We start from the raw sequence: 22,542 nt of genomic DNA, 5'->3' as shown, positions 1-22,542 counted from the left end.
ACAGCGTCTTAAATGCTCTAATCGGCCCTCGCGTCTTACAGAAGAAACGTTTCGCTTATGGATATCAAACAGCTCTGGCTCAAAGCCCAAGGCCTCTGGGGCACGCTCGAAGAGCACCCACTTCTGCAATCGGGACTGGCGCTGCTGGTGCTGCTGGTCATTGCGCTGGTGCTCGGACGGGTGGCGCGTTACCTGATCCTGCACGCCAGCCGCATGCTCGGCCGCCAACCGGCGCTGCACTGGATCAATGATTTCCGCCACAACAAGGTGTTTCAGCGTCTGGCGCAGATGACGCCGTCGCTGGTGATCCAGTTCGGCCTGCACCTGGTGCCGGAGCTGAGCAAAACCGCGATGAATTTTCTCGGCAACGTCGCGCTGGCGTTCACCATCCTGTTCCTGCTGCTGGCGGTCAGCGCCCTGCTCAACGCCCTACTCGACATCTACGCGCGCACCGAGCATGCGCGTACACGCTCGATCAAAGGCTACGTGCAACTGGCGAAAATGGTTTTGTACGTGTTCGGCGCGATCATCATCGTCGCCACCCTGATCGACCGCTCGCCGCTGTTGCTGCTGTCGGGTCTGGGTGCGATGTCGGCGGTGATTCTGTTGGTTTACAAGGACACACTGCTGTCGTTCGTCGCCAGCGTGCAGCTGACCAGCAACGACATGCTGCGGGTCGGCGACTGGATCGAAATGCCACAAGTCGGCGCCGATGGCGACGTGGTCGACATCACGTTGCACACGGTCAAAGTGCAGAACTTTGATAAAACCATCGTCTCGATCCCGACCTGGCGGCTGATGTCCGAGTCGTTCAAGAACTGGCGCGGCATGCAGCAGTCCGGCGGTCGGCGGATCAAGCGGAGCCTGTTCATCGATGCCAGCGGCGTGCGCTTCATCCGCGACGACGAGGAAGAAAAGCTCTCGCAGGTGCACCTGCTGACCGACTACATGGGCCGCAAGAAAGCCGAGCTCAAGGCCTGGAATGAGGCCCAGGGCAATGTCGCGGCGATGTCGGCCAACCGCCGCCGCATGACCAACATCGGCACCTTCCGCGCCTATGCGCTGGCGTATCTGAAGAGCCACCCGGAGATTCAGCCGAACATGACCTGCATGGTCCGGCAGATGCAGACCACCGCGCAGGGCATTCCGCTGGAAATCTACTGCTTCACCCGCACCACGGTGTGGGCCGATTACGAGCGGATTCAGGGGGATATTTTCGATTACCTGCTGGCGGTGTTGCCGGAGTTTGGTCTGAGCCTTTATCAGCAGCCGAGTGGCGGGGATTTGCGTGCGGGGTTGCTGCCGGCGGTGCTGGGCTCGGCGAGTATTCCGGAGCCGGAAAAACACCTGATGTAACCCAAAGATCCAATGTGGGAGCGAGCCTGCTCGCTCCCACAAGGGTTATGCGGCGGCCGGGGATTTACGGATGCCCAACCGGCTGATCCACACCGCTGCCAGAATCACACCCCCACCAAGGAACAACCGCCCCAGTTCCTCATGCTGATTCCAGATCAGCAGATTCAACAACAATCCCACCGGCACATGCAGGTTGTTCATCACCGCCAGGGTGCCGCCGTTGACCATGCACGCGCCCTTGTTCCACCAGTACAGACCCAATGCGGTCGAGACCAGACCGAGAAACAGCAACACGCCCCATTGCAGCGGCGCTTCCGGTAGAAAGTTCGACTTGCCGAACAACAGGAACGCTGGCAGCACAACCGCCAATGCACCGAGGTAGAAATAACCGAAGCGACGGTAATGCGGCAGGTCACTCGGATGCTTCGCCACCAGATGCTTGTACAACACTTGCCCGGCGGCATAAGTGAAGTTGGCCAGTTGCAGCAGCAGGAAGCCCATGAAAAAGTCGGGACTGATGCTGTCGAAGCGAATCACCGCCGCACCGCCCACGGCCACCAGCGCAGCAACCAATGCCCACGGATTAAAGCGGCGGTTCAGCGCGTCTTCGATCAACGTCACGTGCAGCGGCGTGAGAATGGTGAACAGCAACACCTCCGGCACCGTCAGCACACGGAAGCTCAGGTAAAGGCAGACGTAAGTCACACCGAACTGCAACGCGCCGATCAGCAACATGCCACGCATGAACGCCGGCTCCACCGAACGCCAGCGCGTCAACGGAATAAACACCAATCCGGCCAGCACCACACGCACCAGCACCGCAAAGTAACTGTCGACATGCCCGGCCAGGTATTCGCCGATCAGACTGAAGGAAAACGCCTGGATCAGCGTCACGAAAAGTAGATAGCCCATGTTCGCCTCGAAAATCGAATGGCGGCGACGATAGCGGGTTTTGCGCCAGACCGCGAACCCTCGAACAACACAAATCCCTGTGGGAGCGGGCTTGCCCGCGATGAGAGAGGGTCAGGCAAGTATTTGTCGACTGACACTCCGCCATCGCGGGCAATCCCGCTCCCACAGGGACTTATGTGAAATTCGGATGTGCAGTGTTCAGAAAAATCGCAGACAAAAAAAAGCCCGATCTCGCTAAAGCGTTCAATCGGGCTACAGCACTCAGGAGCAAAAGTGCAAAGGGAGGTTCGATGCGCGTGGAACCTTGAAGGGGTTGCGCCAGGTCACTAGACCATCCAGCGATTATCTGGCGATTAACCGATCATGCGACCTGAGACAATTTGGCGTTGGCCTGATTCAGGCCCTTCTCCTGGAAGTCACCGCCCAGGTTCATGCCCTCAGCATGGATAAAGGTCACGTCGTTGATCCCGATGAAACCCATCACCTGACGCAGGTACGGTTCCTGATGATCCGCCGGGCCACCGGCATACACACCACCGCGAGCAGTCAGGACAAAGGCGCGCTTGCCGTTGAGCAGACCTTGCGGACCGGTTTCGGTGTACTTGAAGGTCACCCCGGCGCGCAGCACATGATCGAGCCAGGCCTTAAGCGTGCTCGGGATCGCAAAGTTGTACATCGGTGCGGCCATCACCAGCACGTCGGCGGCAAGCAGTTCATCAGTCAATTGGTTGGAACGATCCAGCGACGCCTGTTCGCTGTCGTTGCGCTGCTCGGCGGGCTTCATCCAGCCGCCCAGCAAGTTGGCGTCCAGATGCGACACCGGGTTCGCGGCGAGGTCACGCACGGTGATCTGATCGGCAGGGTGCGCGGCTTTCCACTGAGCGATGAAGGTCTGGGTCAATTGACGGGAAACCGAGTCTTGCTGGCGGGCACTGCTTTCGATGATCAGAACGCGGGACATGGTGTGTAGCCTCCATCCGAATATGTTGTAAGTCGATGGAGTGAAGGTTAAACAGAGTCGAATCGATGAAAAAGCGCAAATATCCGCTGTAATCAATCGATAAATTCGTTTATAAGCTAGACCCATATCCCCTGTGGGAGCGAGCCTGCTCGCGAAAGCGGAATGTCAGTCACATCATCTTTGGATGACACTCCGTCTTCGCGAGCAGGCTCGCTCCCACAGGGAAATAGCGCTATTTCGGGGTGCAGGTCAGTTTGATGCGCAGCTTGATGATCTCGCGGGTGAACTTGGCCGTGGCGTTTTTATGCTTGCCGGCCGGCACATCGATGCTGCGCGTGCGTGGTGCTTCCGGGCCGTTGCTGAACACCGCACGGCAGGTCGCGTCGACATCACCGTAGTTGGCCACGCGGATCGAGCCGATGTCGTTGTCCGTGTCATAAGTCTCGTAGTCGATCTTCATGCCGTTGAGATCCTTTTGCACATCGATCGGATAGGCAAACGCGGTCAACGGCAGCAGCGCCAGCACCACACAACAGAATTTTTTCATTCGGCAGTCTCCATGAGGGACGGCCAGCTTAGGACAAGAGGAGCTATTGATGAAAGCGCCCCGCGTGACCCTTGATCAATGGCGAACGTTGCAGGCCGTGGTCGACCACGGCGGATTCGCCCAGGCCGCCGAGGCCCTGCACCGTTCGCAATCGTCGGTGAGCTACACCGTCGCCCGCATGCAGGATCAGCTCGGTGTCCCATTGCTACGCATCGACGGGCGCAAAGCCGTGCTCACCGAGGCCGGCGGCGTATTGCTGCGCCGTTCGCGGCAATTGGTCAAACAGGCCAGCCAACTGGAAGACCTCGCCCATCACATGGAGCAAGGCTGGGAAGCGGAAGTGCGGCTGGTGGTCGATGCGGCCTACCCGAGCGCGCGGATCGTCCGCGCCCTGACCGCGTTCATGCCGCAGAGTCGCGGCTGCCGCGTGCGACTGCGCGAGGAAGTGTTGTCGGGCGTCGAGGAAGTGCTGCTCGAAGGCGTGGCGGATCTGGCGATCACCGGCCTGAGCATTCCCGGCTACCTGGGTGCGGAATTGAGTGATGTCGAGTTCGTCGCCGTCGCCCACCCTGATCATCCGCTGCATCGGCTCAACCGCGAGCTGAGCTTTCAGGATCTGGAAACCCAGATGCAAGTGGTGATCCGCGACTCCGGCCGCCAGCAGCCGCGCGATGTCGGCTGGCTCGGCGCCGAACAGCGCTGGACCGTCGGCAGCCTCGCCACCGCCGCGACCTTTGTCAGCAGCGGCCTGGGCTTTGCCTGGCTACCGCGGCACATGATCGACCGCGAACTCAAGGATGGTTCGCTCAAGCTGCTACCGTTGGACCGAGGCGGCAGCCGTAATTCGAGTTTCTATCTGTATTCGAACAAGGACAAACCCCTGGGCCCGGCCACGCAAATCCTTATCGAATTGTTGCGCACCTTCGACACCTTGCCGCTGGACGCACCGTTTGCCGCACCTGAACAAGCCTGACACGGAGTTCACCGATGGCGTATTTCGAGCACGAAGGTTGCAACCTGCACTACGAGGAATATGGCCACGGTGCGCCGTTGCTGCTGGTTCACGGGCTCGGCTCGAGCACCCTGGACTGGGAAATGCAGATCCCCGCGCTGGCCGCGCACTACCGGGTGATCGTCCCGGACATTCGCGGCCACGGGCGCTCGGACAAACCCCGCGAGCGCTACAGCATCGCCGCATTCAGCGCGGATCTGCTGGCCTTGATCGAACACCTGCGCCTCGGCCCGGTGCACTACGTCGGGCTGTCGATGGGCGGGATGATCGGCTTTCAGCTGGCCGTCGATCAGCCGCAAGCGCTCAAGAGCCTGACCATCGTCAACAGCGCACCACAGGTCAAATTGCGCAGCCGCGATGATTATTGGCAGTGGTTCAAACGCTGGAGCCTGATGCGCTTGCTCAGCCTGGAAACCATCGGCAAAGCCCTCGGCAGCAAACTTTTCCCCAAGCCGGAACAGGCCGATCTGCGACGGAAAATGGCCGAACGCTGGGCAAAAAACGACAAACGTGCTTATCTCGCCAGCTTCGATGCGATCGTGGGCTGGGGCGTTCAGGAACGACTTTCCCGGGTGTCCTGTCCAACGCTCGTCATCAGCGCCGACCGTGACTACACACCGGTGGCGTTAAAGGAAACCTATGTAAAACTGCTGCCGGATGCGCGGCTGGTGGTCATTGACGACTCGCGCCATGCCACCCCGCTCGATCAACCCGAACGCTTCAATCACACGCTGCTGGATTTTCTCGCCACAGCCGACCTTCACTCTCAGGATCACTGACCCATGCTGAAAAAACTCGCCCTCGCCGCCGGCTCCGTACTGTTTGCCGCCAACCTGATGGCTGCTACCCCGGCCAAGGCGCCCCACGTGCTGCTGGACACCACCAACGGCCAGATCGAAATCGAACTGGACCCGGTCAAGGCACCGATCAGCACGAAGAACTTCCTTGAATACGTCGACAGCGGCTTCTACAACAACACCATTTTCCACCGCGTGATCCCGGGCTTCATGGCTCAGGGCGGCGGCTTCACCCAGCAGATGCAACAGAAAGAAACCAAGGCGCCGATCAAGAACGAGGCCAGCAATGGCCTGCACAACGTTCGTGGCACCCTGTCGATGGCGCGTACTTCCAACCCTGATTCGGCGACCAGCCAGTTCTTCATCAACGTCGCCGACAACGCGTTCCTCGACCCGGGTCGCGACGCCGGTTACGCGGTGTTTGCCAAAGTGGTCAAGGGCATGGACGTCGTGGACATCATCGTCAACTCGCAGACCACCACCAAACAAGGCATGCAGAACGTGCCTGTCGACCCTGTGATCATCAAGTCGGCCAAGCGCATCGACTGAGTTTCGCCGGGCATATCGAGCGGCGCCGGGCTGAGCCTGCGCCGCTCGCACTGATAAAAGGAGAGCCCGAATTCCGGGCGGTTATCTGATGCTCTATCGCCGTTTCGAACAACTGATCGATATCTTCCGCGACGCCCCGACGGCGTCCCCGCCGGACCGCGTCTGGCCCTTCTACGTCTATTACCTGAAGCAGGTCTGGCCGAGTTTCGCTGCCCTGCTCGTGGTTGGCCTGTTCGCCGCGTTGATCGAAGTAGCGCTGTTCAGTTACCTGAGCCGCATCATCGATCTGGCCCAAGGCACGCCCAACCCGAATTTCTTCAGCGACCACGCCCTCGAATTGACCTGGATGCTGGTGGTCGCTCTGGTGCTGCGACCGATCTTCTTTGCCCTGCACGACCTGCTGGTGCATCAGACCCTGAGCCCGGGCATGACCAGCATGATCCGCTGGCAGAACCACAGCTACGTGCTCAAGCAGAGCCTGAATTTCTTCCAGAACGACTTCGCCGGGCGCATCGCCCAGCGCATCATGCAGACCGGCAACTCGCTGCGCGATTCTGCCGTGCAAGCGGTCGACGCGCTGTGGCACGTGGTGATCTATGCGATCAGTTCGCTGGTGCTGTTCGCCGAGGCCGACTGGCGCCTGATGATCCCGTTGCTGACCTGGATCGTCGCTTACATCGGCGCGCTGTATTACTTCGTGCCGCGCGTGAAAGAGCGTTCGGTGGAAGCCTCTGACGCGCGCTCGAAACTGATGGGGCGCATCGTCGATGGCTACACCAACATCGCCACGCTGAAATTGTTTGCCCACACCAACTTCGAACAGCACTACGCCAAGGAAGCCATCGAAGAACAGACCGTCAAAGCGCAAATGGCCGGTCGCGTGGTGACCAGCATGGACGTGGCGATTACTACCATGAACGGCCTGCTGATTGTCGGCACCACCGCGCTGGCATTGTGGCTGTGGACGCAGTCGCTGATCACCGTCGGCGCGATTGCCCTGGCCACCGGCCTGGTGATTCGTATCGTCAACATGTCCGGCTGGATCATGTGGGTGGTCACCGGCATTTTCGAAAACATCGGCATGGTCCAGGACGGTCTGCGCACCATCTCGCAACCGGTCAGCGTCACCGACCGCGAGCAGGCCAAACCGCTGGCCGTGGCCTCGGGCGAAGTGCGTTTCGAGCACGTGGATTTTCACTACGGCAAGAAGCGCGGGATCATCGGCGACCTCAATCTGACGATAAAACCGGGGGAGAAAATCGGCTTGATCGGCCCGTCCGGCGCCGGCAAATCGACCCTGGTCAACCTGTTGCTGCGCCTGTATGACGTCGAGGGCGGGCGCATCCTGATCGATGGGCAGAACATCGCCGAAGTCGGCCAGGAAAGCCTGCGCGCGCGGATCGGCATGATCACTCAGGACACCTCGCTGCTGCACCGCTCGATCCGCGACAACTTGCTTTACGGCAAACCGGATGCGACCGATGCCGAGCTGTGGGAGGCGGTGCACAAGGCTCGCGCTGACGAGTTCATTCCACTGCTGTCCGACGCTGAAGGCCGCAGCGGTTTCGATGCGCATGTCGGCGAGCGCGGGGTGAAATTGTCGGGCGGTCAGCGCCAGCGCATCGCGATTGCGCGGGTGCTGCTCAAGGACGCGCCGATCCTGATCATGGACGAAGCGACCTCGGCACTGGATTCGGAAGTCGAAGCAGCGATTCAGGAAAGCCTCGAGACCTTGATGCAGGGCAAAACCGTGATCGCCATCGCCCACCGTCTCTCGACCATCGCGCGCATGGACCGTCTGGTGGTGCTGGAAAACGGCAAGATCGCCGAGAGCGGCACCCACGCCGAACTGCTTGCGCATCGTGGTTTGTATGCACGGTTGTGGGCGCACCAGACCGGAGGGTTTGTCGGCATCGACTGATCGCGCGATATGATCGTTCCCACGCTCCGCGTGGGAATGCCTCAAGGGACGCTCCGCGTCCAGTGACGCGGAGCGTCACGGCCTGCATTCCCACGCAGAGCGTGGGAACGATCATGGTCAGGTTTGGCGATAGGGCAAAGCGGTGCGGGCCTCTTCGGCATAGGCCAGAACCCCGGCACGCTCTTGCTGGAGGAAATCCTTCACCGCCGCTTTCAGCCCCGGATGGCGCAGGTAATGCCAGGAATGGGTGATCACCGGTTCAAAGCCGCGAATCAACTTGTGCTCGCCCTGCGCCCCGGCATCGAAACGCTGGATGCCTTGAGCAATCGCGTAATCCATGCCCTGATAAAAACACGTCTCGAAATGCAGCCGATCAAACTCGGCCAGGCAGCCCCAATAACGCCCGTAGAAACTGTCGCCACCGACCAGACTGAACGCCATCGCCACCGGCCGGGAGCCCTGTTTGGCCAAGACCACGCGAATCGCTTCGGGCATGCGTTCGGCCAGCAGGCTGAAGAACTCCCGCGTCAGATATGGCGCCTGACGCCGCACCGCGTAGGTGTTGGCATAGCAGGCGTACACGAAATCCCACTGTGCCTCGTCCAGCTCACGCCCCTCCAGCCACTCGAACTCAAAGCCCTGCCCCGCCACCTGCTCGCGTTCCTTGCGCATCTGCTTGCGCTTGCGTGAGCTGAGGGCGTCGAGGAAGTCCTGAAAGTCGCGGTATTCACGGTTCTGCCAGTGATATTGACAGCCGATGCGCTGCAGCCAGCCCGGTTGCTCGGCCATCGCCGCATCAGTAAACGGATCGGTGAAATTGATGTGCGCGCTGGAGAGCTCTTCGATCTGCAAATAGCCGGGCAGACTTTTCAGCAGTTCGAAACCGTCCTCCACTGTTGCCGCCAGCAAGCGCGGGCCGCTGACCGGGCTGAACGGCACGGCAGTCAGGAGTTTGGGGTAGTAATCAATGCCGGCGCGGGCGCAGGCATCGGCCCAGCCGTGATCGAAGACGTACTCGCCGTAGGAATGCCACTTGCGATAACTGGGCAGTGCGGCGATCAGTCGATCATCTTCGATGTGCAGCAAATGCTCGGGCTGCCAGCCTGTATGCGGGCCGACACTGCCGCTGTCTTCCAGCGCGCTGAGGAAGGCGTGGCGCAGGAACGGCTGGTTGTCCGGCACCAGCGCATCCCAGCTTGCCGGGGCGATTTCTGACAGGTCTTGCAGGCGTTGCAACGGCATTCACTGGCACTCCACAGCTTGGCGACAAAGCCCGGCGAGTATCGCTGATCGCGACCCCGTTGCACACGCTCAATCGGCCGACAGCGCTCTAACTCGATAGTTCACGCCTGATCCGCATCGTCATCAACCTGCCATCACTGTGCCACCGCCCTGTCATAAACCATCGCGATACTGGCGCCTGTTTTTAGAGCGCCGGGTTCTAACCCGGACACAGTTTTCCGGCCTTCAGGCCGGTTGTGCCCAGGATGGTTCAGCCATCCCCTTCATCTTCGGAGATTGCTATGCGTCTTGCTTCCACGAAAACTGCAGCGGCCCTGTGCGGCGGCTTGTTGCTGGCCATGAGCGTTCCGGCCAGTGCTGCAGTCGACGCCAAACTGCTCGACATGCTCAAGGCCAACGGGTCGATTTCCCAGGCGCAGTACATCGAGCTGCAAACAGAACTGGCCAAGGATCAGAAGGCTCAGCAAATCGCCCAACAGGCGCAGCAGGAAACCAACGAACAAGTGGCGGCGGTCGCGAAGAAGACCAACGAACAGAGCCTGTTCGATCAGAAACTGGCCTGGGCGGCCAAGACCCAGTTCAAGGGCGACGTACGTATCCGTCAGGAAACCATCAAGATCGACGGCGAGCCGAACAACGGCGGCCGCGACAAGGACCGCCAGCGCATCCGTGCGCGTCTGGGCGCCTATACCGAGATCAACCCGCAAGTCGACACCGGTATCCGTATCGCCACCGGCGGCGGTGACGACGCGCGCTCGACCAACCAGGATCAGGACAACTACTTCGACAAGAAGCAGATCTGGCTCGACCTCGGCTACATCGACTATCACCCGGATCAGATCAAGAACCTGCACGTGATCGGCGGCAAGATGCTGCAACCTTGGGTGAGCATGGGCGACGTGATCTGGGACAGCGATATCAACCCGGAAGGTCTGGCCGTTACTTACAAATACCCACTGGGCGGCAGCGCCGAACTGTTCGGCAGCCTGGGTAACTACAACCTCAAGGACAACGTTGACGGCGACGGCGTGCAATTCCGCCACGACCTGCGCCTGACCGCTGGCCAATTGGGCAGCCGTTTCAACATCACTGACAACCTGAAGATGACCGTCGGCGGCAGCGTTTACGCTTACCAGAATGACGATGACAGCCGCTGCACCGGCACCTCGACGCCGTGCGCGCTGGCAGTCAACGGCAACTCGGCCGACAACGAATTCCGTCTGTATGAAGGGTTCAGCCAGATCGACATCGGCGGCTTGCCAATGCCGCTGTCGTTCTACGGCCAGTACGTGAAGAACAACGATGCCGTGACCGATCAGGACACCGCATGGTTGCTCGGCGCCAAGTCGAAAGTCTTCGGTTTCAACCTCGACTACAACTATCGCGACGTGCAGCGCAACGCCGTGGTCGGCGCCTTCACCGACTCCGACTTCGCCAACGGCACCACCGGTTCGCGCGGGCACAAGTTCAAGGTCGGTTACGACATCGACAAGAACTTCGCCGTCGGCGCCACGTACTTCCTGACCAAGGCCGACTTCGCCAGCCGCAGCCAGCGCGATGCAGATGCCAACACCCTGCAGCTGGATGCTGAAGCGAAGTTCTAAGAAAACAGCTACAAGCTTCGAGCGACAAGCTGCAAGTCACCGCTCCCCTTGCGACTTGTCGTTCGAAGCTGATGTCCTGCAGCCCGGTGCAATGCCAGCGATCCCCATCATCTGTTCGCTGACGCTGCCCCGGGCTGACTCTTTCAAGGACTGTCGTCGCGCCTCTGCGTCGCCAGACGCTCAGCCAAAGCATCCACTCCCTCTTCCGGTTGTTCCGGCAGCGCCTTCAGGGTTGCCTGCATCACGCGCATCTGCCGCATGAAGCGCCGGCAGTTGGGGCAGAACAACAGGTGATGACGCACCATCAGCGTCTCGCGAAAGCTCAGTTGGCCATCGAGATAATCGCTGGATCGTGCCACTTGCTCCTTGCAGGTCAACATTCTCCTGTCTCCTCAAAATGTTCCACGGTCGCGAAGACCTTCAAGCGTGCCCGGTGCAGCAGCACGCGGACATTGGAGAGCGAGATCTCCAGAAGATTACAGATTTCTTCCAGCTCCAGGCCCTGGCGTTCGCGCAACAGCAGGACACTGCTCTGCAACTCGGACAGACTCAGCAACGTGTGTTCGAGGCATTCGCGCAGTTCGTTCTCGGTGAGCAGCGCCTCTGGGGTGTCCTGATGCCAGGCAAATGGCGCGACCAGCCAATGACCGTCGCTCGAGGAAAATCGATCGTCACCGATGGTGCCGTGAGGTGATGGCAGGTCGTCGAGCAGGACTTCCCGGCGATTGAGCTTGTAGCGACTCTTGGCCGAATTGGCGGTAATGGTCAGCAACCAGGTTTTGAGGCTGGAGCGGCCTTCGAAACTGGCCAGATGGCGCACCACCGACAGCCAGGCATCCTGCACCACTTCCTCGACATGACGCTGGCCAACAATCGCGTAAGCCACCGCGCGCATGGCGCTCTGATAGGTGGTGACCAGTTCCTTGAAAGCCTTTTGCTCACCCGCCAGCAGGCGCGTGAGCAGTTGGGTGTCGTCAGCCGCCATCCATCAATCCCCTTGTCCGGACTTCGAAAATGAACGCGGCAGGTGTGCACCTGCCGCGACGTCCGAAAAATTACAGCGTTTCAGCCGCTTCGAATGTAGGAAAGATCGACGCGATTAAGGGGAAATTAACCTATATCAGCGCTTGCGCAGCAACACGCTACCGATCGAATAACCGGCACCAAACGAACTGAGCACCGCCAGCGAACCCGAGGCCAGATCATCCTGGTATTTGTGGAAGGCAATGACCGAACCGGCCGAGCTGGTGTTGGCGTAGCTGTCGAGAATCACCGGGGCTTCTTCTTCGGTGGCTTCGCGGCCGAGCAGCTTGCGCACGATCAGGTGATTCATGCTCAGGTTGGCCTGGTGCAGCCAGAAACGCTTCACGTCGCCGACGTTGAGCTGGTTCTCTTCCAGGTGCTCGCCAATCAGCTCGGCGACCATCGGGCAGACATCCTTGAACACCTTGCGGCCTTCCTGCACGAACAGCTTGTCGCGGGCACCGATGCCCTCTTCCGCCGCACGGTTGAGGAAGCCGAAGTTATTGCGGATGTTGTTGGAGAACTTGGTCAGCAGTTTGGTGCTGACCACGTCGAACTGGTACGGGGAGGTCGCCAGATCCGCGCGCTCGATGATCACCGCAGTCGCGGCATCACCGAAGATGAAATGGCTGTCGCGATCACGGAAGTTCAGGTGCCCGGTGCAGACCTCCGGGTTGACCATCAGGATCGCCCGCGCCTGGCCCAGTTGCACGCTGTTGGCGGCGGCCTGGATGCCGAAGGTGGCCGAAGAACACGCCACGTTCATGTCGAAACCGAAACCTTCAATGCCCAGCGCTTCCTGGACTTCGATGGCGATGGCCGGGTAGGCGCGTTGCAGGTTGGAGCAGGCGACGATCACGCCGTCGATGTCGGCGGCGGTTTTGCCGGCTCGTTGCAGGGCTTGTTCAGCCGCGCCAACCGCCATCTGGCAGAGCACCGACCATTCATCGTTGGAACGCTCGGGCAGGCGCGGGGCCATGCGTTGCGGATCGAGGATGCCGTCCTTGTCCATGACAAAGCGGCTCTTGATGCCAGAGGCTTTTTCGATGAACGCAGCGCTGGATTCAGTCAGGGCCTGGACTTCACCGCTGGCAATCGCCTCGGCGTTATCGGCGTTGAACTGGGCGACGTAGGTATTGAAAGACTGCACCAGCTCTTCGTTGGAGATGCTGTTGGCCGGTGTGTACAGGCCGGTGCCGCTGATGACGACGTTATGCATGGTCGTTTCTCTAATCTGTTCAGGCAGAAAGTGCTGGAACCGTCGTACCAACACGCAAAGGGTCTATTCCCATCCGGGGGACGCAAACCTGGCATCGTTTTATTCCGCAGCGCGACACGGCCGAAGGCTCTGGGTCGCGAAACGGCGGATTATGGTGGCGAAGTTTGCCATAAACCCGAGGTTTTGGCGCCTTTCTCCTGCTCAACTCGATCCCAGCAGGAGCTGCCGAAGGCTGCGATCTTTTGATGATCGTTCCCACGCTCCGCGTGGGAATGCAGCCCGTGACGCTCCGCGTCACTGGACGCGGAGCGTCCCCAGAGGCATTCCCACGCAGAGCGTGGGAACGATCGATGAACCGAGGTCGCAGGTTTTGGGGCGGCTTCGCCACCCAGCGGGGATAAATCCCCTCGCCACAAAGACCGCTTCCTCAGGGGGATTGTGTATGGCTGCAGGTCAGGGCTCGACCTGGCTCCACTGTTTGCTCAGGCGCTTGTCGGAGATCGGCACTTTCGTCCCCAACTGTTGAGCGAACAGCGACACGCGGTATTCCTCCAGCCACCAGCGGTACAACTCCAACTGCGGATCGCGCTTGCCTTCCTGCGCATGCTTGGCCGCGCGGGTCTGGTATTGCGCCCACAGGCCAGCGAGTTCGCCGCTCCAGACCCGATCTTTCTGCACCTGCGCACCGAGTTTCTCGAAACGCTGCTCGACCGCTTTCAGGTAACGCGGCAACTCTTTGAGCCACTGCATCGGCGTTTCGCGAACGAAACCCGGATAGACCAGATTGCCGATCTGTTGCTTGATGTCGTTGAGTGCCACCGCTTGCGCCAGATCGATCTTGCCCTTGAAGCGTTTTTGCAGACCGTGCCAGATCTTGAGAATTTCCAGAGTCAGCCGCGCAACCCGCTCGGCGTGCTCGGTCCAGTTGCCGCGTTTGCGTTCGGCCAATGCCGCCAACCCGGCGCCATCCCGGGGCAACGGGTCTTCACCTTCGAGAATGCAACTGTCGAGGCTGGCCAGCAGAATGTCTTCGACCAGCGCATCGACCCGGCCCAGTTCGCGATACAGCAAGCCCAGTTCAGTCTGCCCGGGCAACTTGCCCCGGAGGAATTTCGCCGGCTCGGCCAGTTGCTGCATGAGCAAACGCTGCAAGGCGCGACGATGCTGGAACTCGGCCTCGGCGGGGGTAGAGAAGCGTCCCTCCTTGACCGTGCCGCCCTCTTCCACCAGCGCCGGGTACACCGTCATCGACAACCCGGCGATCTTTTGCTGGGTCTTTTCTGCTACCGGCGCGAAGACTTTCGCCTCAACCGGTTGCTGACTTTTCGCACTCTGCGGCACCGCCAGCGCGGCCTGGCTGGCTTCGGCGAAGCGCGCGGTCAACTCAGCCAAATCGCGGCCTTCGCCAAGGAACTTGCCCTGGCCATCGACGATTTCCAGGTTCATGCGCAGATGGCTCTCAACCTGCTGCGCCGCTTCCGCCCACGCTTCATCGCTGACCCGCGCGCCGGTCATGCGCAGCAGCTCGCGACCGAGCGCTTGCGGCAGCGAACCTTCGGCGAAAGTCATGCGCTGCAACGCGGCCTTGATGAAGTCCGGCACTGGCACGAAGTTCTTGCGCAGGGCTTTCGGCAGGTTGCGCACGAGGGCAATGCACTTGGCCTCGATCAGCCCCGGCACCAGCCATTCCAGACGCTCCGGCGGCAACATCGGCAGCAGCGGCGCCGGCACGCGCAAGGTCACGCCGTCGCGCGGGTGATTGGGCTCGAAATGATAAGTCAGCGCCAGTTCCAGATCGCCAATGTGCAACGTATCCGGGTAATCACGGGCGGTGACTTCGCTGGCCTCGCGGGCCAACACGTCTTCTTCGCGCATGATCAGCAGTTGCGGATCTTTCTGGCTGTTGACTTTGTACCAACTGTCGAAGGTCGCGGTCTGGTGGATCTCCGCCGGCAGACGCGCATCGTAGAAGGCGTAGAGGGTTTCTTCGTCGGCGAGAATATCGCGACGGCGCGCCTTGGCCTCCAGTTCGTCGAGCTGCTCAAGCAGTTTCTGATTGGCGCTCAGGCATTTGGCCCGCGACTGAATCTCGCCGCGCACCAGACCTTCGCGGATAAACAGCTCACGGGATACCACCGGATCGACCGGGCCGTAATGCACCGGACGACGACCGACGACGATCAGGCCGAACAGGGTGATCTGCTCGTAGGCGACGACCTGGCCGCGCTTCTTTTCCCAATGCGGCTCGAAGTGGTTCTTCTTGATCAGGTGCCCGGCCAGCGGTTCGATCCAGTCGGCGTCGATCTTGGCGACCATGCGCGCGTAAAGCTTTGTGGTTTCCACCAGCTCAGCGGTCATCAGCCACTGCGGGCGCTTCTTGCCGATGCCCGACGACGGATGAATCCAGAAGCGCCGTTGGCGGGCGCCGAGGTAATCGCCGTCTTCGGTTTTCTGGCCGATCTGGCTGAGCAATCCGACCAGTACCGCTTTGTGCAGCTTCGGATAATCCGCCGGCTCTTTGTTCAGGCTCAGCTGCATGTCGCGGCAGATCAGACTTAACTGACGATGAGAATCACGCCACTCGCGCAGGCGCAGGTAATTGAGGAAATTCTTCCGGCACCAGTTGCGCAGCGGGTTGGCGGTCAGCGCTTGGCGTTGTTCTTCAAAACCACGCCACAAATTGACCAGCCCGGCGAAGTCGGAATCCGGATCCTTCCATTGCGCATGGGCCTGATCCGCCGCTTGCTGACGCTCCGGCGGACGCTCGCGCGGGTCCTGAATCGACATGGCGCTGGCGACAATCAGCACTTCCTGCAGACTGCCGAGCTTGGCCGCTTCCAGCAGCATGCGGCCCATGCGTGGGTCGACCGGCAAGCGCGCCAACTGGCGACCGAGCGGCGTCAGCTGACTGTTGCGATCCACCGCCGATAGCTCTTGCAGCAGGTTGAAACCGTCGCTGATCGCCTTGCCGTCCGGCGGCTCGATAAACGGGAACGCGGTGATTTCACCGAGGCGCAGATGGAGCATCTGCAAAATAACGGCGGCGAGGTTGGTGCGCAGAATTTCCGGATCGGTAAATTCCGGGCGCCCAAGGAAGTCCTCTTCGCTGTACAAACGCACGCAGATACCCGGCTCGACCCGGCCGCAACGACCTTTACGCTGATTGGCGCTGGCCTGGGAAATCGCTTCGATCGGCAAGCGCTGCACCTTGGCGCGGTAGCTGTAACGACTGATGCGCGCGGTGCCGCTGTCAATCACATAGCGAATGCCCGGCACGGTCAGCGAGGTCTCGGCGACGTTGGTCGCCAGCACCACGCGGCGGCCCGGATGCGACTGGAAAATCCGCTGCTGTTCAGCCGGCGACAGGCGCGCGTACAGCGGCAGGATTTCGGTGTGTTTGAGCTGGGCCTTGCGCAACATGTCGGCGGCGTCGCGAATCTCGCGCTCGCCGGGCAGGAACACCAGCACATCGCCGGGGCTGCGTCGTTCGCTGCGCTCGTAGGCGGCGATTTCGTCGAGAGTGGCGAGAATCGCCTGATCGACGGTCAGGTCGTCCTCGACCCGGTTGCCCTCTTCGTCCTGCTCCAGGGTCAGCGGCCGGTACCAGGTTTCCACAGGAAAAGTACGGCCCGACACTTCGACGATCGGCGCGTCATCGAAGTGCTTGGAGAAGCGCTCCAGATCGATGGTCGCCGAAGTAATGATGACCTTGAGGTCGGGACGGCGTGGCAGCAGGGTTTTCAGGTAGCCGAGGAGGAAATCGATGTTGAGGCTGCGTTCGTGGGCTTCGTCGACGATGATCGTGTCATAGCGTTCCAGATAACGATCGTTCTGGGTTTCCGCCAGCAGAATGCCGTCGGTCATCAGCTTGATCAGGGTGTTGGCATCGCTCTGATCCTCGAAGCGCACCTGATAGCCGACCAGCGCACCGAGCGGCGTGCCGAGCTCTTCGGCGACACGGCTGGCGACACTGCGCGCGGCGATCCGACGCGGCTGGGTATGGCCGATCAGACCGTGCTGGCCGCGACCGATTTCCAGGCAGATCTTCGGCAACTGGGTGGTTTTGCCCGAACCGGTTTCGCCGGCGATGATCAGCACCTGATGTTGCTCCAGGGCCTTTTTGATCTCGTCGCGCTTGGCCGCGATCGGCAAACTGTCGTCGTAACGAATCACCGGCAGGCTCGCGCGACGCGCCAGTACCTGATCACAGGACGCCTGCATCCGCACCACCCACTGGGCCAGTTTGGCTTCGTCGGGTTTCTTGCGCAGCTCAAGCAACTGCCGCCGCAGCCGGTGACGGTCGGCGAGCATGGCGTGATCAAGGTTTTTCAGCAGTTTGTCGATGGAGGGCGATTCGTCGGTCATCGGGTAGGCAATTCGGTCGTCTATTTATGCAGGGGGCGGATTGTCGCAGATTTGCGGCACCGAACACGACTGTGAGGTGCTCTTGTGGCGAGGGGATTTATCCCCGATCGGCTGCGCAGCAGTCGCCGACTGGATATCAACGTCGATCTGAAGCGTCTGAGTTGAATGGTTTTGGGGGTGCTTCGCACCCCATCGGGGATAAATCCCCTCGCCACAATGTATTCAGGGGGATTTATTCGTTATCGCGGCCCTTGCGCCGGTATGGGAAGACATCGATGACCTTCCCCGCCCGAATCGCCTCCTGCAAGCCCTTCCAGTAATCGGCGTTGTACAACTCGCCATGCAATTGATCGAACAATTTCCGCTGCCCGGCATCGGCAAACAGGAACGGCGGAAACTCCTCGGGAAACACGTCCAGCGGTCCGATCGAGTACCACGGCTCGGAGGCCATTTCATCCTCCGGCGTGCGCGGTTGCGGGATGTGGCGGAAGTTGGCTTCGGTCAGGAAGCAAATTTCGTCATAGTCGTAAAACACCACGCGCCCGTGACGGGTGACGCCGAAGTTTTTCAGCAGCATGTCGCCGGGAAAGATATTCGCCGCCGCCAATTGCTTGATCGCCAGTCCGTAATCTTCCAGCGCTTCGCGCACTTGCGCGTCGTTGGCGTTTTCCAGATACAGGTTGAGTGGGGTCATCCGGCGTTCGGTCCAGCAGTGGCGGATCAGCACGGTTTCGCCTTCGACCGAAACCGTCGACGGCGCCACCTCAAGCAGTTCTTCGAGGCACGCCGGATCGAACTTGCTCAGCGGAAAACGAAAGTCGGCAAATTCCTGGGTATCGGCCATGCGACCGACCCGATCGACGCTTTTCACCAGACGATACTTTTCGATCACCGTGGCGCGATCGACGTTCTTCGACGGTGAGAAACGGTCCTTGATGATTTTGAATACGGTGTTGAAACCCGGCAGGGTGAACACGCTCATGACCATGCCGCGCACGCCCGGGGCCATGATGAACTGATCGTCGGTGTTGGCCAGGTGATTGATCAGCGCGCGGTAAAACTCCGACTTGCCGTGCTTGTAGAAGCCGATCGAGGTGTACAACTCGGCGATGTGCTTGCCCGGCAGAATGCGTCGCAGAAAACCGATGAACTCCGCCGGCACCGGTACATCGACCATGAAATACGAACGGGTGAAAGAGAAGATGATCGACACATCGGCTTCGTCGGTGATCAACGCATCGATCTGAATGCCCCGACCTTCGCGGTGCAACAGCGGAATCACCAGCGGCCATTGCTCATCGCGGGTGTAAATGCGTCCGACCAGATACGCGCCTTTATTGCGGTAGAGCACCGAGGAAAATAGCTCGACGCTCAGCTCCGGGTCCTTGCACACCCAGTCCGGCAGGTTCTCGCGCAGTTGTGCTTCGAGCCGCAGCAGGTCGCCAGGCAAATCGGCGTAATCTTCGCTGAAGCGGTAGTCGGCGAAGATACTGGCGAGCATGGCGGACAACTGGCCCTGCGGCTTATAGATGCGGGTTTGCGCGGCGCGGGCACGGCGCAGGCTCGGGCGCGTGGTGTGGATGAACATGCAGCCGTCGCTGATCAGGTCGTGGCTGAACAGCCCGCAGAAAATCGAGTTGTACCAGGTTTCGGACAGCTCATCGTCGAAGCGCAGGTCGATCACACTGATGTAGGCGCTTTTCACCAGCGGCCAGCAGCTGACGTTCATCAGGGTTTCTTCGTCGAAATACTCGCGCAGGCGAGCGACGGTTTCGCCAACCTTTTCTTCGTACAGACTGATCCGCGCCGCCGAGGCGACCTGCGCCTCCTGCCAGCGCGCCTGTTCGAAGCGCTCGCGCGCGCCGTCGGTGATGCGGCGGAAATGCTCGCGGTAATCGTCGAAGCCGGCGAGGATCATCCGGGCGATCTCGGTGGCTGGCCATTGCTGCGACATAAATGAAACCTCGGCGGGAATTCGGTTGGTCTGAGCTTAGTCACGGAAGCGCTCGCAGGAAAAGCGCAATTTCTGCCAAAACCGATACGGGGTTGACCGTTGACGGGGTTTCTCGTGCCGATGCATCGGCAAGCAGAATTAAAAGCCCGAATAGCGGTTGCCATGATCCGGACGCTCGGCAACACTCTCGTCCCGATCAAGGAAGGAGCCCGCCGTGAGCCCTGTCGATATTTTCCGTATGTTGTCGCTGGCCGCTATCTGGGGCGCGAGTTTTCTGTTCATGCGCATCATTGCCCCGGTGATCGGCACGATCCCGACCGGGTTCTTTCGGGTGTCGATCGCGGCTGCCGGGCTGCTGGTGATCCTTGGGCTGATGCGCATCAGCTGGGATTTCAAGGGCAAGCTGAAGACCGTGATGCTGCTGGGCGTAATCAACTCGGGGATTCCAGCGACGCTGTATTCGGTTGCCGCCCAGGTATTGCCGGCGGGCTATTCGGCGATCTTCAACGCCACGACGCCGCTGATGGGCGTGTTGATTGGCGGTTTGTTCTTCAGCGAAAAGCTCACGGCGGCCAAGCTCAGCGGCGTGTTCCTCGGTCTGTTCGGCGTCGGTGTGCTGACGCGCGCCGGTCCCGTGGCCTTCGATCTGCAACTGCTGATGGGCGCGGTCGCCTGCCTGCTGGCGACCACTTGCTACGGCTTTGCCGGATTCCTCGCACGGCGCTGGCTGGATCACGCCGGTGGGCTGGACAGCCGTTTGTCGGCATTGGGCAGCATGCTCGGGGCGACGTTGTTTTTGCTGCCGCTGTTCGCCTACAGCACCATTACCGCGCCGCCGGTCAGCTGGGGCGGCTGGCATGTCTGGCTGTCGCTGCTCGGCTTGGGCCTGGGCTGCACGGCGTTTGCCTACATCATCTATTTCCGCCTGCTCAGCTCGATCGGCCCGGTGAAGTCGATGACCGTGACCTTCATGATCCCGCCGTTCGGCGTGTTGTGGGGGGCGTTGTTGCTGGATGAGCCGTTGTCGATGGCGCACATTTACGGCGGGGTGCTGATTGCGGCGGCGTTGTGGCTGGTGTTGAAGCCGGCGGTGGTGAAGCCTGCAAAGATGTCAGTCCGTTAGATTTACTGCCGCAGATATTCGCGAGCAGGCTCGCTCCCACAAGAGTACCCATTTCAATGTGGGAGCGAGCCTGCTCGCGAAGGCGATGGATCAACCACCGCCTGTTTTCTGCTAACTGCTTTTTCGGAACACAAACACCAATCCGACAATAATCAGCAGCATCCCCAGCACACTCAACGCCGCCAAGCGATTACCGAAAATAAGGTAATCCATCACCGCCGTCACCGCCGGCACCAGATAGAACAGGCTGGTGACATTCACCAGATTGCCCCGCGCGATCAGTCGATACAGCAACAGCGTCGCCAGCACTGAAACCACCAGGCCCATCCATAACACCGGGACGATGAAGCCCGCGCTGTGCTCGAAGTGAAACGGCTGGAACGGTACGAACACCCCGCACAGCAACAGCCCGGCCAGGTACTGCACTGGTAGCGTACCCAATGGATTTTCGGTGATGCGTTTTTGCATGATCGAGCCGAGCGTCATGCTCGCCAGCGCCAGCAAACCGAACAGCATGCCGGCCCAGGACATTCCAGCCAGACCGATCCCTTGATAAACCACCATGATCAGCCCGGCCAGGCCCAGCGCCAGGCCGAACAGGCGGCTCGCCGAACGCTGCCGTTCCATCAAGACCACGGTAAGGATCGGCTGAACGCCCATGATCGTCGCCATTACCCCCGGCGTGACTTTGCAATTCAGCGCCAGCAGATAAAAGATCTGATAGGCCCCGAGCAACACCAGTCCCGTGGCGATCGCGAACAGCATCGGCTTGCCACCCTTGGGCAGCTTCAATCTCAGCAGCGGCGCCAGCAAGACCAGCCCGCACAGGGCGATGGCGAAGCGAATCAGCAGAAAGGCAAAGGGCGAAGCATGGGCGAGGCCCCACTTGAAGAAAATCGCCCCGCTGCTCCACAGCAGAACGAACAGGCTCGTGGACGTCGCCGCGAGCGCGGATTGTTTCGAAAGGACAAACATGAATATCACCTGTAGTCAGGCAAGAAGCCAACTCAGCCGAAGCTGAAATTCAGTAGGTTGTTCTGGCGGGCGCAGGGGTCAGCAGAAACTGCCGATCAGCCCCGAACGCCAACGCCCGGCGGCGATACGACTGCGCACACCGGCGTGCTACTGACAGGTGGAGGGTAATGACTGATCTGCACAGGCTGCCGATTCCCGCACGGCACGACGCCAGCGTTGACCGCTGAATCGACTACCGCGTTGATGAGGGATGCAGGCATGAATGCTGATCTTTATTGAGGAAATGAACGCGCGAGCCAGGCGGCTCGCGGGCTGACTATAACCAGCCCGGGACATAGATTGCAATGACTTGGGCAATGGGCCGGTAGCGACAGTGCGGCGTCGGGTGATTAGGGTAAATGGCGGTGGCAACGGATTGTCAGGAGACATGGAATGCAAGAGATCACATGCCAAGGGAACGGACGTATTTGCGGTATCAGGTTTATCGGTCGGAGGCGAGGAAGCGGGCGGGTGTTGCGACTGCGCAGATGCGATGCATTTCGGGAGCCGACATGTCTGAAGTCCGCTTTGAGCCTATTGATGCTGAAGCACTCGCAGTTTATCAGTCTTGGGACGACCCGATTTTCTCGTGGGAAGACGTCGTCGTCTGGAAAGCTCGAGAACCTCTGTCTCTGGATATCGCAATCTGGTTTGAACAAGAGCTCTGCGGGCTATGCTTCGCAAATCCCAACAATAGCCGCCAGCGGATTCGCATCGTGCGACTGGAGGGCAAACCCGGAAAGGCTCACCCGCTGAAAAACCGAATAGCCGCTTTGGCATTGCTCGCCATCGACGAATTCGCCCGAATTATTGGCAGCCAAGTCATCGAAGTTCAGGAACCTATGCCGGGAGCCATTCCGGTTTATCAACAACTCGGCTTCACATTTGATGTGCAAGGTCGCCTTGTTCTACCAGTGGAGAGTAAAGTATCGTGACATCTGTT

General features: G+C 60.3%; 18 protein-coding genes. 8 read left to right on the top strand and 10 right to left on the bottom strand.

The genetic code is table 11. From position 1 onward, the window contains the following. Positions 1-57 precede the first annotated feature (57 nt). Positions 58-1,356 (top strand): mechanosensitive ion channel family protein, encoded by a 1,299-nt coding sequence (locus tag OK411_RS08355; protein ID WP_056783642.1) that lies wholly within the window; start codon positions 58-60, stop codon positions 1,354-1,356. Between the two features lie 45 nt (positions 1,357-1,401). Here OK411_RS08355 and OK411_RS08350 read toward each other — a convergent pair whose 3' ends face one another. From OK411_RS08350 to OK411_RS08340, 3 genes are all read right to left on the bottom strand, one after another. Next, positions 1,402-2,268, bottom strand: a complete 867-nt coding sequence (locus tag OK411_RS08350; RefSeq protein ID WP_136492163.1) for a carboxylate/amino acid/amine transporter — start codon at positions 2,266-2,268, stop codon at positions 1,402-1,404. 361 nt (positions 2,269-2,629) lie between these two features. Further along, positions 2,630-3,229, bottom strand: a complete 600-nt coding sequence (locus OK411_RS08345) for an FMN-dependent NADH-azoreductase (protein ID WP_264364724.1) — start codon at positions 3,227-3,229, stop codon at positions 2,630-2,632. Between the two features lie 232 nt (positions 3,230-3,461). Continuing rightward, positions 3,462-3,776 (bottom strand): hypothetical protein, encoded by a 315-nt coding sequence (locus OK411_RS08340; RefSeq protein ID WP_016771198.1) that lies wholly within the window; start codon positions 3,774-3,776, stop codon positions 3,462-3,464. A gap of 49 nt (positions 3,777-3,825) precedes the next feature. Here OK411_RS08340 and OK411_RS08335 point away from each other — a divergent pair, with 49 nt between their 5' ends. The 4 genes from OK411_RS08335 (at position 3,826) to OK411_RS08320 (ending at position 8,055) form a co-directional block, all read left to right on the top strand. Then, positions 3,826-4,749 (top strand): LysR family transcriptional regulator, encoded by a 924-nt coding sequence (locus tag OK411_RS08335; protein ID WP_016771199.1) that lies wholly within the window; start codon positions 3,826-3,828, stop codon positions 4,747-4,749. 14 nt (positions 4,750-4,763) lie between these two features. After that, positions 4,764-5,567 carry an alpha/beta fold hydrolase gene (locus tag OK411_RS08330; protein ID WP_160768216.1) on the top strand — a complete coding sequence of 268 codons (804 nt, stop codon included), beginning with the start codon at positions 4,764-4,766 and terminating at the stop codon, positions 5,565-5,567. 3 nt (positions 5,568-5,570) lie between these two features. Next, positions 5,571-6,134, top strand: a complete 564-nt coding sequence (locus tag OK411_RS08325) for a peptidylprolyl isomerase (protein WP_016771201.1) — start codon at positions 5,571-5,573, stop codon at positions 6,132-6,134. An 88-nt stretch (positions 6,135-6,222) separates the two neighbouring features. Next, positions 6,223-8,055, top strand: coding sequence for an ABC transporter ATP-binding protein (locus OK411_RS08320; RefSeq protein ID WP_264364723.1), 1,833 nt, complete (start codon positions 6,223-6,225; stop codon positions 8,053-8,055). 117 nt (positions 8,056-8,172) lie between these two features. Here OK411_RS08320 and OK411_RS08315 read toward each other — a convergent pair whose 3' ends face one another. Next, entirely contained in the window at positions 8,173-9,297 is a 1,125-nt protein-coding gene (locus OK411_RS08315) for a GNAT family N-acetyltransferase (RefSeq protein WP_264364722.1), read from the bottom strand. Between the two features lie 281 nt (positions 9,298-9,578). Here OK411_RS08315 and OK411_RS08310 point away from each other — a divergent pair, with 281 nt between their 5' ends. After that, a complete protein-coding gene (locus OK411_RS08310; protein ID WP_016771204.1) occupies positions 9,579-10,901 on the top strand; it encodes a putative porin in 1,323 nt (440 codons plus the stop codon). Between the two features lie 143 nt (positions 10,902-11,044). Here the strand turns inward: OK411_RS08310 and OK411_RS08305 are convergent, their stop codons facing one another. The 5 genes from OK411_RS08305 to aceK form a co-directional block, all read right to left on the bottom strand. Then, positions 11,045-11,281, bottom strand: coding sequence for an anti-sigma factor family protein (locus tag OK411_RS08305; RefSeq protein ID WP_016771205.1), 237 nt, complete (start codon positions 11,279-11,281; stop codon positions 11,045-11,047). Continuing rightward, on the bottom strand, positions 11,275-11,886 hold the full coding sequence (locus OK411_RS08300) for an RNA polymerase sigma factor (protein ID WP_041478829.1): 612 nt from the start codon (positions 11,884-11,886) through the stop codon (positions 11,275-11,277). The genes OK411_RS08305 and OK411_RS08300 overlap by 7 nt, the downstream gene beginning before the upstream one ends. Positions 11,887-12,021: 135 nt before the next feature. Next, the gene (locus OK411_RS08295) at positions 12,022-13,143 is read right to left on the bottom strand and encodes a beta-ketoacyl-ACP synthase III (protein ID WP_016771207.1); all 1,122 of its coding nucleotides are present in this window, start codon (positions 13,141-13,143) and stop codon (positions 12,022-12,024) included. Between the two features lie 453 nt (positions 13,144-13,596). After that, the gene (hrpA, locus tag OK411_RS08290) at positions 13,597-17,508 is read right to left on the bottom strand and encodes an ATP-dependent RNA helicase HrpA (protein ID WP_258605437.1); all 3,912 of its coding nucleotides are present in this window, start codon (positions 17,506-17,508) and stop codon (positions 13,597-13,599) included. A gap of 232 nt (positions 17,509-17,740) precedes the next feature. Further along, positions 17,741-19,462 carry a bifunctional isocitrate dehydrogenase kinase/phosphatase gene (gene aceK, locus OK411_RS08285; protein ID WP_264364721.1) on the bottom strand — a complete coding sequence of 574 codons (1,722 nt, stop codon included), beginning with the start codon at positions 19,460-19,462 and terminating at the stop codon, positions 17,741-17,743. Between the two features lie 214 nt (positions 19,463-19,676). On the opposite strand from aceK, the gene OK411_RS08280 reads away from it, so the two are divergent. Further along, positions 19,677-20,585: a DMT family transporter gene (locus OK411_RS08280; RefSeq protein ID WP_264364720.1), complete on the top strand. Its 909-nt coding sequence runs from the start codon at positions 19,677-19,679 to the stop codon at positions 20,583-20,585. 111 nt (positions 20,586-20,696) lie between these two features. Here the strand turns inward: OK411_RS08280 and OK411_RS08275 are convergent, their stop codons facing one another. After that, a complete protein-coding gene (locus OK411_RS08275; RefSeq protein ID WP_264364719.1) occupies positions 20,697-21,560 on the bottom strand; it encodes a DMT family transporter in 864 nt (287 codons plus the stop codon). A 551-nt stretch (positions 21,561-22,111) separates the two neighbouring features. On the opposite strand from OK411_RS08275, the gene OK411_RS08270 reads away from it, so the two are divergent. Further along, the gene (locus tag OK411_RS08270) at positions 22,112-22,534 is read left to right on the top strand and encodes a hypothetical protein (RefSeq protein ID WP_319636907.1); all 423 of its coding nucleotides are present in this window, start codon (positions 22,112-22,114) and stop codon (positions 22,532-22,534) included. The last annotated feature ends 8 nt before the right edge of the window (positions 22,535-22,542 follow it).

The organism is Pseudomonas sp. RG1 (genome assembly GCF_025910115.1).
In the GTDB taxonomy this organism is placed as follows: Bacteria; Pseudomonadota; Gammaproteobacteria; order Pseudomonadales; family Pseudomonadaceae; genus Aquipseudomonas; species Aquipseudomonas atacamensis.
The sequence above is the reverse complement of the archived record's forward strand: the minus strand, read 5'-3'. Positions and strand labels throughout refer to the sequence as shown.